12 protein-coding genes and 1 riboswitch are annotated in these 13,685 nt (G+C 55.3%); of the genes, 9 read left to right on the top strand and 3 right to left on the bottom strand.

Annotation, left to right across the window (positions count from 1 at the left end; all coding sequences use genetic code 11):
* Positions 1 to 159 precede the first annotated feature (159 nt).
* The 4 genes from argC to argH all read left to right on the top strand — a co-directional run bounded on the left by argC (position 160) and on the right by argH (position 4,661).
* Positions 160 to 1,164 (top strand): N-acetyl-gamma-glutamyl-phosphate reductase, encoded by a 1,005-nt coding sequence (gene argC, locus AC6I8D_RS19295; RefSeq protein ID WP_497820607.1) that lies wholly within the window; start codon positions 160 to 162, stop codon positions 1,162 to 1,164.
* A 14-nt stretch (positions 1,165 to 1,178) separates the two neighbouring features.
* Complete coding sequence (argB, locus tag AC6I8D_RS19290; RefSeq protein ID WP_497820606.1) at positions 1,179 to 1,955, top strand: acetylglutamate kinase; 777 nt, start codon at positions 1,179 to 1,181, stop codon at positions 1,953 to 1,955.
* A gap of 24 nt (positions 1,956 to 1,979) precedes the next feature.
* The gene (locus AC6I8D_RS19285; protein WP_031377640.1) at positions 1,980 to 3,197 is read left to right on the top strand and encodes an argininosuccinate synthase; all 1,218 of its coding nucleotides are present in this window, start codon (positions 1,980 to 1,982) and stop codon (positions 3,195 to 3,197) included.
* A 90-nt stretch (positions 3,198 to 3,287) separates the two neighbouring features.
* Positions 3,288 to 4,661: an argininosuccinate lyase gene (argH, locus tag AC6I8D_RS19280; RefSeq protein WP_497820605.1), complete on the top strand. Its 1,374-nt coding sequence runs from the start codon at positions 3,288 to 3,290 to the stop codon at positions 4,659 to 4,661.
* Positions 4,662 to 4,780: 119 nt separating this feature from the next.
* Here the strand turns inward: argH and AC6I8D_RS19275 are convergent, their stop codons facing one another.
* A complete protein-coding gene (locus AC6I8D_RS19275) occupies positions 4,781 to 5,515 on the bottom strand; it encodes a glutathione peroxidase (protein WP_312760526.1) in 735 nt (244 codons plus the stop codon).
* A 125-nt stretch (positions 5,516 to 5,640) separates the two neighbouring features.
* Here AC6I8D_RS19275 and oxyR point away from each other — a divergent pair, with 125 nt between their 5' ends.
* Entirely contained in the window at positions 5,641 to 6,558 is a 918-nt protein-coding gene (oxyR, locus tag AC6I8D_RS19270) for a DNA-binding transcriptional regulator OxyR (protein WP_031377635.1), read from the top strand.
* Here oxyR and sthA read toward each other — a convergent pair.
* Positions 6,541 to 7,941 (bottom strand): Si-specific NAD(P)(+) transhydrogenase, encoded by a 1,401-nt coding sequence (gene sthA, locus AC6I8D_RS19265; RefSeq protein WP_233986297.1) that lies wholly within the window; start codon positions 7,939 to 7,941, stop codon positions 6,541 to 6,543. The two genes, oxyR and sthA, sit on opposite strands and share 18 nt — an antisense overlap.
* Before the next feature lie 192 nt (positions 7,942 to 8,133).
* Here sthA and fabR point away from each other — a divergent pair, with 192 nt between their 5' ends.
* Both fabR and AC6I8D_RS19255 read left to right on the top strand, forming a co-directional pair.
* Positions 8,134 to 8,781, top strand: a complete 648-nt coding sequence (gene fabR / locus AC6I8D_RS19260; protein WP_003851200.1) for an HTH-type transcriptional repressor FabR — start codon at positions 8,134 to 8,136, stop codon at positions 8,779 to 8,781.
* A gap of 14 nt (positions 8,782 to 8,795) precedes the next feature.
* The gene (locus tag AC6I8D_RS19255; RefSeq protein ID WP_312057265.1) at positions 8,796 to 9,149 is read left to right on the top strand and encodes a YijD family membrane protein; all 354 of its coding nucleotides are present in this window, start codon (positions 8,796 to 8,798) and stop codon (positions 9,147 to 9,149) included.
* A 45-nt stretch (positions 9,150 to 9,194) separates the two neighbouring features.
* On the opposite strand, the gene trmA is transcribed toward AC6I8D_RS19255, so the two are convergent.
* Entirely contained in the window at positions 9,195 to 10,298 is a 1,104-nt protein-coding gene (gene trmA, locus AC6I8D_RS19250; protein ID WP_312057266.1) for a tRNA (uridine(54)-C5)-methyltransferase TrmA, read from the bottom strand.
* A gap of 110 nt (positions 10,299 to 10,408) precedes the next feature.
* Positions 10,409 to 10,591, top strand: a riboswitch (cobalamin riboswitch).
* Positions 10,592 to 10,661: 70 nt separating this feature from the next.
* Here trmA and btuB point away from each other — a divergent pair.
* Together btuB and murI are read left to right on the top strand one after the other, a co-directional pair.
* Positions 10,662 to 12,542 carry a TonB-dependent vitamin B12 receptor BtuB gene (gene btuB, locus AC6I8D_RS19245; protein WP_497820604.1) on the top strand — a complete coding sequence of 627 codons (1,881 nt, stop codon included), beginning with the start codon at positions 10,662 to 10,664 and terminating at the stop codon, positions 12,540 to 12,542.
* Entirely contained in the window at positions 12,487 to 13,338 is an 852-nt protein-coding gene (gene murI / locus AC6I8D_RS19240) for a glutamate racemase (RefSeq protein ID WP_312760531.1), read from the top strand. The genes btuB and murI overlap by 56 nt, the downstream gene beginning before the upstream one ends.
* The last annotated feature ends 347 nt before the right edge of the window (positions 13,339 to 13,685 follow it).

The following is a 13,685-nucleotide window of genomic DNA, read 5'->3' as shown; positions in this document are numbered from 1 at the left end:
GTCCTTGAGTTAGGATGTATCAATATTCATGCATTAATAGTGAATAAAAATACATTAACGTCGTCTGCATGTGAACCTTAAATCGCTGCAAACGACATTGTGGGCAACGGGGCAAGGCCGCGACCCGGAACGTGTGACTGTAAAAAGGGTTACAGCCTGATGTTGAATACGCTGATCGTGGGTGCCAGTGGTTACGCTGGCGTAGAGCTCGCCACCTTCCTGAATCGCCATCCAGATATCAACATAACCGCTTTAGCGGTTTCGGCGCAAAGTCCCGATGCGGGTAAGCGCTTGTCCGATCTGCATCCGCAGCTGAAAGGGGTGGTGGATCTGCCGCTGCAGCCGTTGAGCCATGCGGCGGAATGGGCAGATAAAGTGGATGCGGTCTTTCTGGCGACGGCCCATGAAGTCAGCCACGATCTGGCACCGGAATTTCTTAAGGCCGGTTGTGTGGTATTCGACCTGTCCGGTGCTTTTCGCGTCAATGACCCGGCGTTTTATACCCGCTTCTACGGCTTCACCCATCAGCATGGCGACTGGCTGGATAAAGCGGTGTATGGCCTGGCGGAATATCAGCATCAGCAGATTAAGCAGGCGCAGCTGGTGGCCGTGCCGGGTTGTTACCCGACGGCGGCCCAGCTGGCGCTGAAACCGCTGGTAGAGGCAGACCTGCTGAATACGGCACAGTGGCCGGTGATCAACGCCACCAGCGGCGTAAGCGGCGCAGGGCGTAAAGCCAGCGTCGGCACCAGCTTCTGCGAAGTCAGCCTGCAGCCTTACGGTCTGTTCAACCATCGTCATCATCCGGAAATCGTGGCGCATCTTGGCACGCCGGTGATCTTCACGCCGCATCTGGGCAACTTCCCGCGCGGCATTCTGGCAACGATAACCTGCCGGTTAAATCCGGGCGTGAGCCGCGAAGACGTGGCGGCAGTGTTCCAGCGCGCGTATCACGATAAGCCACTGGTCCGGCTCTACGAGCAGGGCGTTCCGGCACTGAAAGCGGTGGTGGGCCTGCCTTATTGCGACATTGGTTTCGAGGTCCAGGACGAGCATCTGATTGTGGTGGCCGCCGAAGATAACCTGCTGAAAGGTGCCGCGTCGCAGGCCGTCCAGTGTCTGAACATCCGCTTTGGCTTCCCTGAAACCACGTCACTGACTTAACGGACGAGTAAACCATGACCAATCCATTGATTATCAAGCTGGGCGGTGTGCTGTTAGACAGCGAAGAAGCGCTGGCCCGTCTGTTTGATGCGCTGCTGACCTATCGCAGCGCCCATCAGCGTCCGCTGATTATTGTCCACGGTGGCGGTTGCCTGGTGGATGAGCTGATGAAAAAGCTGGCGCTGCCGGTGAAGAAAAAGAACGGCCTGCGCGTCACGCCAGCCGATCAGATCGACATTATTACCGGTGCGCTGGCCGGCACCGCCAACAAAACCCTGCTGGCGTGGGCGAAAAAAACCGGCATCAACGCGGTTGGCCTCTGTCTTGGCGATGCCGGCATGGTTAACGTCACCCCGTTTGATGAAGAACTGGGCCACGTGGGTCACGCTATGCCGGGTAACCCGGCGCTGATGAAAACCCTGCTGGCCGCCGGTTATATGCCGGTGGTTAGTTCTATCGGGATTACTGATGACGGCGAACTGATGAACGTCAACGCCGATCAGGCTGCGACCGCGCTGGCGTCGACCCTCGGTGCTGATTTAGTCTTGCTGTCGGACGTCAGCGGTATTCTCGACGGCAAAGGTCAGCGAATCGAAGAGATGACCGCCGACAAAGCTGAACAGCTGATCGCCCAGGGGATTATTACCGATGGCATGATTGTGAAGGTGCACGCTGCGCTGGATGCGGCGCGTACGCTGGGCCGCCCGGTGGATATCGCCAGCTGGCGTCACGCTGAGCGGTTGCCTGACCTGTTTAACGGCGTGCCGATTGGCACCCGGATTCTCGCTTAACGACTCTGATTCAAGGATTACGAAATGCAAACGCAAGGCATCAAAAAAATCGTTCTGGCTTACTCCGGTGGTCTTGATACTTCCGCCATCATTCCATGGCTGAAAGAGAACTACGGCGGCTGTGAGGTGGTGGCGTTTGTGGCCGATATCGGTCAGGAGCGCAGCGATCTGGAAGGCGTAGAGAAGAAAGCGCTGCAGTCCGGTGCCTCTGAGTGTCACGTGGTTGATCTGCGCGAAGAGTTCATTAGCGATTACGTTTATCCAGTGCTGCAGACCGGCGCACTGTATGAAGGCACCTATCTGCTGGGCACCTCGATGGCGCGTCCTATTATCGCCAAAGCCCAGGTTGAGCTGGCGCTGAAAGTCGGGGCGGATGCTCTCTGCCACGGCGCAACCGGTAAAGGTAACGATCAGGTGCGTTTCGAAACCACCTACACCGCGCTGGCCCCGCAGCTAAAAGTGGTCGCGCCATGGCGTGAATGGAACCTGCGGTCGCGTGAAGCGCTGCTGGACTACCTGAAAGAGCGCAATATTCCGACCACTGCGTCGCTGGAAAAAATCTACAGCCGCGATGAAAACGCCTGGCACATCTCCACCGAAGGCGGCGTGCTGGAAAGCCCGGCCAATGCACCAAATAAAGATTGCTGGGTCTGGACCGTCGATCCTTTAGAGGCACCGGATCAGCCGGAAGAAGTGACCGTGACCGTGGAGAAAGGTCGGGTGGTGGCAGTGAACGGCGAAAAACTGAGCCCGTTCCAGTGCCTGGAAAAACTCAACGTGATTGGTGCGAAACACGGTGTAGGCCGGATCGATATCGTTGAAAACCGTCTGGTCGGCATCAAGTCACGTGGCTGCTATGAAACCCCGGGCGGCACCATCATGGTCAACGCGCTGCGTGCGGTTGAGCAGCTGGTTCTGGATCGCGATAGCTTCAAATGGCGTGAGCAGCTGGGCCAGGAGATGTCTTACGTGGTTTACGACGGTCGCTGGTTCGCCCCGCTGCGTAAGTCAATTCAGGCCGCGGCAGAATCACTGGCTGAAGAAGTGAATGGCGAAGTGGTGTTGCAGCTCTACAAGGGCCAGGCAACGGCGACGCAGAAGCGTTCACCGAACAGCCTCTACTCGGAAGAGTTTGCGACCTTTGGCGAAGACGAAGTGTACGATCATCGCCATGCTGGCGGCTTTATCCGTCTGTTCTCGCTCTCTTCGCGCATCCGCGCCCTGAACGAGCAGAAGAAGTAATTCTCAGGCGAGGTGCGCCTCGTCTCACCGTTTGAGCTCAGGGGCGGCATTTATGCCGCCCTTTGTTTAATGATTTGAAGGAGTTTTCCCATGGCACTTTGGGGTGGACGGTTTACCCAGGCAGCAGATCAACGTTTCAAACAGTTCAACGACTCGCTGCGCTTCGATTACCGCCTGGCGGAGCAGGACATTATAGGTTCTGTCGCCTGGTCCAAAGCGCTGGTGACGGTGAATATCCTGACCGGGGATGAGCAGCAGCAGCTGGAAGCGGCACTGACTGCCTTGCTGGCGGAGGTGCGCGCTAATCCTGAACAGATTTTGCAGAGCGACGCCGAAGACATCCATAGCTGGGTTGAAGGTCAGCTGATCGACAAAGTGGGTGCGCTGGGCAAAAAACTGCACACCGGCCGGAGCCGTAACGATCAGGTCGCTACCGATCTCAAGCTGTGGTGCAAAATGCAGGTTGAGGCGCTGTTGGGCGCAACGCGTGAGCTGCAGCAGGCGCTGGTAGTGACCGCAGAAGCGAACCAGGATGCAGTAATGCCAGGCTATACCCATTTGCAGCGGGCGCAGCCAGTCACATTTGCGCACTGGTGTCTGGCCTATGTCGAAATGCTGGCGCGTGATGAAAGCCGCCTGCAGGATACCCTGAAACGGCTGGATGTCAGCCCGCTGGGCTGCGGCGCGCTGGCCGGCACCGCCTATGAAATTGATCGTCAGCAGCTGGCGGGCTGGTTAGGCTTCGCCTCGGCGACCCGCAACAGTCTGGATACGGTTTCTGACCGCGATCATGTACTGGAGCTGCTCTCTGACGCCGCGATCGGTATGGTCCATCTGTCGCGCTTCGCCGAAGATATGATCTTTTTCAACACCGGTGAAGCGGGCTTTATCGAACTCTCCGACAAGGTGACTTCCGGCTCATCACTGATGCCACAGAAGAAAAATCCGGATGCGCTGGAGCTGATCCGGGGCAAATGCGGCCGGGTACAGGGCGCGCTGACCGGCATGATGATGACGCTGAAAGGCTTGCCGCTGGCTTACAACAAGGATATGCAGGAAGACAAAGAGGGATTATTCGATGCGCTCGATACCTGGCTCGACTGTCTGCAGATGTCGGCGCTGGTACTGGATGGCCTGCAGGTGAAGCGTCCGCGTTGTCAGGAAGCGGCCGAGCAGGGCTATGCCAACTCTACTGAACTGGCTGATTATCTGGTGGCCAAAGGGGTGCCGTTCCGCGAAGCGCACCACATTGTCGGGGAAGTGGTGGTCGAGGCGATCAAACAGGGCGTGGCGCTGGAAGCATTGTCACTGGCGCAGTTACAGTCATTTAGCGCGGTAATTGAAGAGGATGTCTATCCGATTCTGGCACTGCAATCCTGTCTGGATAAGCGTAATGCGCAGGGTGGCGTTTCACCACAGCAGGTTGCCCGTGCCATCGACGAGGCGAAGCAGCGTCTGGCATAAAACACAGACAAAAAAAAGCGGGCATGTACATGCCCGCCAACCTCTAGCTTCAGAATTACTACTTTTTTTATAGGCACATCATCAAAGGGCCAGCACTCCCGGCTGACACAGAGATAGGTTTACGCTGACAGCAGGAACTGCTCAAGGTCATCGCTGCCGCCAATATGACGGCCACCGATAAATACCTGTGGCACCGTTGCCCGGCCGGAGACGGCACGCAGGCTGACGGTGGTGGCATCCTGTCCCAGCACGATCTCTTCGTACTGAATGCCGTGGTCCATCAGCAGCTGTTTGGCTTTGGTGCAGAACGGGCAGCCCGGTTTGGTAAAGACCGACACTGATTCCTGTACTTTAAATTCCGGTGCCAGATAACGCAGCATGCTATCGGCATCTGACACTTCAAACGGGTCGCCTGGCTTGTTCGGCTCAACAAACATTTTCTCAACTACGCCGTTACGCACCAGCATCGAGTAACGCCATGAGCGTGGGCCAAAGCCGAGATCGGCTTTCTCAACCAGCATCTCCATGCCGCGGGTAAACTCGCCGTTGCCATCAGGGATAAAGGTAATGTTTTCCGCCCGCTGTTCCGCTTTCCACGCATTCATCACAAAGGTGTCATTAACCGAGACACACAGAATGCTGTCTACACCGTGCTGCGCAAAAACGCCTGACAGCTCGTTGTAACGCGGCAGATGGCTGGATGAGCAGGTAGGAGTAAACGCGCCTGGCAGAGAAAAAACGATCACCGTTTTGTTGTTAAACAGCTCATCGGTGGTCACATCGACCCAGCGATCGCCCTGGCGGGTATGAAAAGTGACCTGCGGAACGGCTTTACCTTCCTGACTTGCAAACATTTTTTCTCCTTAATGGCGAACCGCTTATTTTGATGCGTGCATTATTCCCGCCCACCCTTGATAGGGCTAATCGTTCATTGCTATTCTATCTATCGCCACGGACTATCGTGGTCTGGAGGGTAATAATGAATATTCGTGATCTTGAATATCTGGTTTCGCTTGCTGAACACCGTCATTTTCGCCGCGCTGCGGATGCGTGTCATGTCAGCCAGCCCACGTTAAGCGGGCAGATCCGCAAGCTGGAAGATGAGCTGGGTGTGATGCTGCTGGAACGCACCAGTCGTAAGGTGCTGTTCACTCAGGCGGGCCTGCTGCTGGTGGATCAGGCACGCACGGTGCTGCGGGAAGTGAAAGTGCTGAAAGAGATGGCCAGTCAGCAAGGGGAAGCGATGTCAGGCCCGCTGCATATCGGCCTTATTCCAACCACCGGTCCTTATCTGCTGCCGCAAATTATTCCGATGCTGCATCAGACTTTTCCAAAACTGGAAATGTATCTGCATGAGGCGCAAACCCAGCAACTGCTGGCACAGCTCGACAGCGGCAAGCTGGACTGCGCAATTCTGGCGCTGGTCAAAGAGAGTGAAGCCTTTATCGAGGTGCCGCTATTTGATGAGCCAATGAAGCTGGCGGTCTATGCCGATCATCCGTGGCGCGATCGCGATCGGGTGCCGATGTCCGATCTGGCCGGCGAGAAACTGCTGATGCTGGAAGATGGTCACTGTCTGCGCGACCAGGCGATGGGCTTCTGTTTTGAGGCGGGCGCGGATGAAGATACCCATTTCCGGGCCACCAGTCTGGAAACGCTGCGCAATATGGTGGCGGCAGGCAGCGGCATTACGCTGCTTCCGGCGCTGGCGGTACCGCCAGAACGTATTCGCGATGGCGTGTGCTATCTGCCTTGCTACAAACCGGTCCCTCAGCGCACTATCGCGCTGGTCTACCGGCCGGGCTCACCTCTGCGCAGCCGTTATGAACAGCTGGCAGAGGCAATTAAAACCCACATGCAACATCATTTCGACACGGCGTTAAAACAGGCGGTTTAAGCCGTTTAAAGCCGCCACGCGATAGGCTTCGGCCATGGTAGGGTAGTTAAAGGTGGTATTCACGAAGTACTCAATCGTGTTGCCACCGTTTTTCTGCTCCATGATCGCCTGGCCGATGTGGATAATTTCGGCCGCCCGCTCGCCAAAGCAGTGAATACCCAGAATCTCCTTGGTTTCGCGGTGGAACAGAATCTTCAGGCTGCCCACATTCATACCAACAATCTGCGCCCGCGCCAGATGCTTAAACTGCGCACGACCCACTTCATAAGGCACCTTCATCGCCGTCAGCTGCTGCTCGGTTTTACCCACGGAGCTGATTTCCGGAATGGTGTAAATGCCAGTCGGGATATCTTCGATCAGGTGCGCTGAGGCTTCTCCTTTAATGATGGCCTGTGCGGCAATCCGGCCCTGATCGTAAGCAGCCGACGCCAGGCTCGGATACCCAATCACGTCACCGACCGCATAGATGTGCGGCTGTGCAGTCTGGTACATGCTGTTCACTTTCAGCAGGCCACGGCCATCCGCTTCCAGTCCGACATTTTCCAGCGACAGCGAATCGGTGTTGCCGGTACGGCCGTTGGCATACAGCAGACAGTCTGCTTTGACCTTTTTGCCCGATTTCAGATGAATAATCACGCCATCTTCCACCCCTTCAATCTTCTCAAACTCTTCGTTGTGACGAATCACCACGCCGCTGTTCCAGAAGTGATAAGAGAGGGAGTCGGACATCTCCTGATCGAGAAACGCCAGCAGACGATCGCGGGTGTTGATCAGGTCAACCTTGACGTTCAGGCCGCGGAAAATTGACGCATACTCACAGCCAATCACCCCGGCACCATAAATGATTACGTGGCCCGGTTCGTGATGCAGGTTAAGGATCGAATCTGAGTCGTAGACGCGCGGATGGGTAAAGTCGACGTCATCAGGATGATAAGGACGCGAACCACAGGCGATGACAAACTTCTCCGCAGTCAGACGTTCACGCGTGCCGTCAGGCTGTTCAATTTCGATGGTGTTAGCGTCAACAAAACGGGCATCACCCTGATAAAGCTCACAGCGGTTACGCTCATAAAAACCCTGACGCATCGCCGTTTGCTGGCTGATCACGTTTTCAGTGTGATTAAGAATGTCAGCGAAAGAGGAGCGGAGCAGTCGGGTGTGGTCGCTGTAGAGCGGATTTTGGTTGAATTCGATGATGCGACTGACGGCGTGGCGAAGTGCTTTAGAAGGAATGGTGCCCCAGTGCGTACATCCGCCGCCGATGTTGTGGTAGCGTTCGATCACTGCGATGCGCGCTCCCTGCTTCACCAGCCCCATCGCCGCACCTTCACCGCCGGGTCCTGAGCCAATCACAATGGCATCGTAATCGTAAGACTTTTGCATACCGATACGTCCTATTATTTATACATTTTTACAACGAGATTCTAACATCTCGCCGCGCACTTCTGAATTCTATCAGCGATTTTCATCACAGTTTGGCAAAGAGTGAGGTTCACAGGCAGTGACAAAGTTTGACGCTCTGTACGCTGAAAATTTTGTTATAGTGCCTCCTCAACACCGCAAAAGGCAGAGAGAATGGGCGTCAGAGCGCAACAAAAAGAACGTACACGACGCACACTGATTGAAGCAGCTTTCAGTCAGCTCAGCGCCGAACGCAGTTTTGCCAGCCTGAGTTTGCGAGAAGTTGCGCGTGAAGCGGGCATCGCCCCGACCTCGTTTTATCGTCATTTTAAGGATGTTGATGAGCTGGGTCTGACCATGGTGGATGAAAGCGGGTTGATGTTGCGACAGCTGATGCGCCAGGCGCGCCAGCGGATTGCCAAGGGCGGCAGCATCATTAAAACCTCGGTTTCCACCTTTATGGAATTCATCGGCAATAACCCCAATGCCTTTCGTCTGTTACTGCGGGAACGCTCCGGCACCTCTGCCGCATTCCGTGCCGCGGTTGCGCGTGAAATTCAGCATTTTATCGCTGAACTGGCGGATTATCTTGAGGTCGAAAACCGCATGCCGCGCAGTTTTACCGAAGCGCAGGCCGAAGCGATGGTAACTATCGTCTTCAGCGCCGGGGCAGAAGCGCTGGATGTCGATGCCGAACAGCGCCGCAAGCTGGAAGATCGTCTGGTATTGCAACTCCGCATGATCGCCAAAGGCGCCTATTACTGGTACCGCCGTGAACAAGAAAGACTGGCGGTCACCCTGGAAAAACCCGAAGAGCAATGAATAAGGATCAGGCCATGACCCACCCGAGTTCCCGCGATAAAGGCACATTATTACTGGCTTTTATTACCGGTTTAGCGATTAACGGCTCGTTTTCCGTGCTGTTCAGCGCTTTTGTTCCGTTTTCGATTTTTCCGCTGATCGCGCTCGGCCTGGCTGCCTGGTGTCTGCATCAGCGTTATCTGAACACCAACATGCCTGACGGTATGCCGGGACTGGCAGCGGCGTTTTTCCTGCTGGGGATTCTGGTTTATAGCGCACTGGTGCGGGCAGAATATCCGGATATCGGTTCGAACTTCATCCCGACCATTTTGATGGTGGCGTTGGTGTTCTGGATTGCGACGCGCTTTAAGCGCAATCGCAATCAGTAAGGGCGACAGATGAAACAACGGGAACCTCAGGGTTCCCGTTTTTTTTCAGGCTTTGCGCGTCAGGAGTACGCCGCATTCCATATGGTGGGTATAAGGGAACTGATCGAACAGCGCCAGTCGCGTTACGTCATGCGTCTGCGACAGCGTCTGCAAATTTTCACTCAGCGTTTGCGGATTGCAGGAGATGTAAAGGATGCGCGGGTAAGCCTGCACCATCTTCACCGTCTCATCATCCAGTCCACTGCGCGGCGGATCAACAAAGATGGTCTCGCATTCATAGCTGGTCAGATCAATCCCTTCCAGCCGATTAAAACGGCGCACGCCGGTCATCGCCTGGGTGAACTCTTCGGCGGCCATACGGATGATTTGCACATTATCAATCTGGTTAGCGGCGATGTTGTACTGCGCCGACGCCACCGACGGTTTGGCAATTTCGGTCGCCAGCACCCGGCGGAAATTACGCGCCAGCGCCAGTGAGAAGTTGCCGTTGCCGCAGTAAAGTTCCAGCAGGTCACCCTGCGAACCCTGGGTGACATCCAGCGCCCACTCCAGCATCTGAATATTCATCGCTGCGTTTGGCTGGGTAAAGCTGTTCTCAACCTGACGATAGATCATCTCACGTCCCGCCACCGGCAGACGTTCATCCACATAATCCCGATCGAGGCAGATTTTGGTTTTGGTGGCGCGGCCAATCAGCTGCACATCCAGGCCTTCTGCGCGCAGTTGATCGCGCAGTTCGCTGGCGGCCAGCTGCCACGCGTCATCCAGCTTACGGTGGTAGAGCAGCGAGATAACAATCTGATTGCTCAGGGTCGACAGATAGTCAATCTGAAACAGCTTATGGCGCAGTGTACGATTGTCGCGGATCGCCGCGATCATTTTGGGCATCAGCTGGTTGATCAATTCACTGGCGGCAGGGAATTGATCGACGCGGATCCGCTCGCGGGTCTGCTGATCAAAGATGATGTGATAGATGTCATCGCCATCGTGCCACAGGCGGAACTCTGCACGCATGCGATAGTGGCTGACCGGTGAACGGAACACCTCCACCTCGGGCGCAGCAAACGGCGTCATCATCGTCGCTAAACGACTGACTTTTTCCGCCAGTTGCGCGTCATATTGTTCAATAGGGAGATGTTCGGGTGTCATGTTCCGTCCTGATTAATAGCTTACCAGCGGGCGATTGTAGGGATTCACTTGCTGATGTCCAGTCCCGCAGCGATAAGAAGTTTGGAAGTCTGGACTTCCGTAGTGCCACTCCGTAGACTGCGTTCGCCGGCCTCAAGCCCGAGATAATAGGGAATCCAGTGTGAATCTGGAGCTGACGCGCAGCGGTAAGGAATGTCGTGGTGAGTGCAATTGCAGACACTGTCCTGCGGGATGGGAAGTCATCACCACTTATGGTTCCCAGCCCGAAGACCTGCCGGTGTACGTCGCTACTCGTACAATCATCGCGTGCTATTGATTGTATGCCTGCGGCATCCTGCTTTGTCTTTTGGATGCGATTAAAAAATGACTAAAACGACCGCATCGCTGTTCGCCTTTAGTGCAACGGCGGTTTCTCTCTGGGCACAAAACGGTTTTGCTCAGGGGAATGATGATACGCAAATAGTAACTGCCAATCGTTTCGCTCAGCCGGTATCCAGCGTGCTGGCCCCTGTCACGGTGGTGACGCGTAACGAGATTGACCGCTGGCAAGCCAAAAGCCTGACGGATGTGATGCGCCGCCTGCCCGGCGTCGATATCACCCAAAGCGGCGGCATAGGACAGCAAAGCTCGCTGTTTATCCGCGGCACTGAGTCCCGGCACGTGCTGATTCTGATCGATGGTATCCGGCTCAACCAGGCCGGCATTACCGGATCATCCGACCTCAGCCAGATTCCGCTTTCGCTGGTGCAACGCATTGAATATATCCGCGGCGCGCGTTCGGCAGTCTACGGTTCGGATGCGATAGGCGGCGTGGTCAATATCATTACAGGCCGTGCGCAACCGGGCACCACTCTGTCGGCTGGCGTCGGGTCCAACGGTTATCAATCATACGAGGGTTCCACCCAGCAGAAGTTGAGCGACGCGACCAGGCTGACCCTCGCCGGTAACTATACCTATACCAAAGGGTATGACGTGGTGGCCGGTTATCCCAACGCGTATGGTCCGGCACAGCATGATCGCGATGGGTTCATGAGCAAAACCCTGTACGGCAATCTGGAGCATCAGTTCAGTGATGAACTCAGCGGCTTTGTGCGTGGATACGGTTTTGATAACCGTACCGCCTACGACGGGTCAGATAGTTATGATGCCAGCTACAGCAACATTATCGGCCTGGCTGATACCCGACAGCTCTATAGCCAGACCTGGGACACGGGTTTGCGCTTCAATCATGATGTCTATTCGACCCAGCTTATTGCCAGCTATGGGCGTACCAAAGATATCAATTACGATCCGCGCAACGGACGCTACGGGGCGGCGTCGACTTTCGACGACGTGACCCAATACAATCTGCAATGGGGCAACAGCGTGCAGATTGGGCAGGGCGCCATCAGCGCCGGGGTTGACTGGCAGAAAGAGACGACGCAACCGGGGACCAACTATCTGGCAGACAGTTATGAACAGCGTAACACCGGGTTTTATCTGACCGGCCAGCAGCAGTTTGGCAGCGTGACGCTTGAAGGTGCGGTACGCGGTGATGATAACAACCAGTTTGGCTGGCATAACACCTGGCAGACGGCAGCTGCCTGGGAATTTATCTCCGGGTATCGCGCTTTTGCCTCTTACGGTACCGCGTTTAAGGCACCGAACCTCTCTCAGGTTTACAGTCCTTTTTATGGTAACCGCGATCTCGATCCGGAAAAAAGTAAGCAGTGGGAAGGCGGGTTTGAAGGTCTGACCGGGCCGCTTAACTGGCGGATTTCCGGCTATCGAAATGACATTGATAACCTGATTGATAGCGACCCGGCGACCTATCGCTACTACAACATTAAGCAGGCGCGTATTAAAGGTGTGGAAGCGACCGCTTCATTTGATACCGGGCCGCTGGCGCACCAGCTTTCTTACGATTATGTCGATGCTCGTGATGGCAGCACCAATCAGCCGCTAATCCGTCGGGCTAAACAGCAGGTGAAGTATCAACTCGACTGGACGCTGTATGATTTCGACTGGTCAGTGACGTATCACTATCTGGGCGATCGTTATGATACCGACTTCAACAGCTCCCCCAGCCGTCGGGTGAAGCTGGGCGGTGTCAGCCTGTGGGATGTGGCGGTCTCATATCCGCTCACTTCACAACTCACGGTTCGTGGTAGAATTGCCAACCTGTTCGATAAAGATTACGAGACAGTGTATGGCTATCAAACCCCAGGACGAGAATATTACCTCAGCGGCAGCTACAGCTTCTGATTTGCGACCCACCGTGCTGGTATTCGACTCCGGCGTCGGTGGGCTTTCCGTCTATGATGAGGTCCGGCAACTGCTGCCGGATCTTCACTATCTTTACGCCTTCGATAACGCCGGCTTTCCCTATGGCGAGAAAAGCGAAACCTTTATTGTGGAACGCGTGGTGGCGATTGTTGATGCCATTACCCAGCGTTATCCGCTCTCTTTAGTGATCATCGCCTGTAATACGGCCAGCACCGTCTCCCTGCCGGCGTTACGTGAGCGCTTTGCTTTTCCGGTGGTCGGGGTAGTGCCGGCGATTAAACCGGCGGCGCGTATGACGCGTAATGGCGTGGTGGGCCTGCTGGCGACGCGCGCGACGGTGCGTCGTCCTTATACTCACGAACTGGTGGCGCAGTTTGCGGGTGCCTGCAACATCGAAATGCTGGGCTCGGCGGAGCTGGTGGAACTGGCAGAAGCCAAGTTGCATGGTGCAGAGGTTGCGCTGGAAGCCGTACGCCGGATTGTTCAGCCGTGGCTGCGCATGGCGGAGCCGCCGGATACTGTGGTGTTGGGCTGTACCCACTTTCCTTTATTGCGTGACGAGCTGCAGCAGGTATTACCGGAAGGCACCCGCCTGATTGATTCAGGTGCGGCGATAGCGCGCCGTACGGTATGGCTACTGGAACACGAAGCGCCCGAAGTACGTTCTTCGCAACAAAATGTGGCATTTTGTACCGAACTGGATGGAGAAGCTGTTCAGTTATTACCCGTTCTACAGCGTTATGGCTTCCCATTGCTGGAAAAACTGGCGGTTTGACGGCTTTTAGTTGAAAAAATCAGCACTCAGAATTTTATTTGAAATTAGCACTTGTCAGCCTCCGGAAACTCCCTATAATGCGCCTCCACTGACACGGCACAACGGCTTACGAAGCGCCGGGTTAAGTAGGTTCGAAATCATACGAACCAGTGAGTTAAGCAAAATAAACGCTTGACTGACAATGCGGAAAGCGTATTATACGCAACCCGCGCCACACGAAGTATGTGGCACTGCTCTTTAACAATTTATCAGACAATCTGTGTGGGCACTCGCAGGATTGATATCAGCGTCTCCGGACGTAAAAAATATCAAGTCTCACGAGTGAACACATAATGAAATTCATTATG

The organism is Pantoea sp. X-Soil-MYKO-1785 (assembly GCF_059730675.1).
Note: the sequence above shows the minus strand (reverse complement) of the source record. Positions and strands in the feature narration are given on the sequence as shown.

Bases quoted from the DNA above. Each gene is read 5' to 3' on its own strand.
- argC (WP_497820607.1), top strand. From the start codon at position 160: ATGTTGAATACGCTGATCGTGGGTGCCAGTGGTTACGCTGGCGTAGAG.
- argB (WP_497820606.1), top strand. From the start codon at position 1,179: ATGACCAATCCATTGATTATCAAGCTGGGCGGTGTGCTGTTAGACAGC.
- AC6I8D_RS19285 (WP_031377640.1), top strand. From the start codon at position 1,980: ATGCAAACGCAAGGCATCAAAAAAATCGTTCTGGCTTACTCCGGTGGT.
- argH (WP_497820605.1), top strand. From the start codon at position 3,288: ATGGCACTTTGGGGTGGACGGTTTACCCAGGCAGCAGATCAACGTTTC.
- AC6I8D_RS19275 (WP_312760526.1), bottom strand. From the start codon at position 5,515: ATGTTTGCAAGTCAGGAAGGTAAAGCCGTTCCGCAGGTCACTTTTCAT.
- oxyR (WP_031377635.1), top strand. From the start codon at position 5,641: ATGAATATTCGTGATCTTGAATATCTGGTTTCGCTTGCTGAACACCGT.
- sthA (WP_233986297.1), bottom strand. From the start codon at position 7,941: ATGCAAAAGTCTTACGATTACGATGCCATTGTGATTGGCTCAGGACCC.
- fabR (WP_003851200.1), top strand. From the start codon at position 8,134: ATGGGCGTCAGAGCGCAACAAAAAGAACGTACACGACGCACACTGATT.
- AC6I8D_RS19255 (WP_312057265.1), top strand. From the start codon at position 8,796: ATGACCCACCCGAGTTCCCGCGATAAAGGCACATTATTACTGGCTTTT.
- trmA (WP_312057266.1), bottom strand. From the start codon at position 10,298: ATGACACCCGAACATCTCCCTATTGAACAATATGACGCGCAACTGGCG.
- btuB (WP_497820604.1), top strand. From the start codon at position 10,662: ATGACTAAAACGACCGCATCGCTGTTCGCCTTTAGTGCAACGGCGGTT.
- murI (WP_312760531.1), top strand. From the start codon at position 12,487: ATGGCTATCAAACCCCAGGACGAGAATATTACCTCAGCGGCAGCTACA.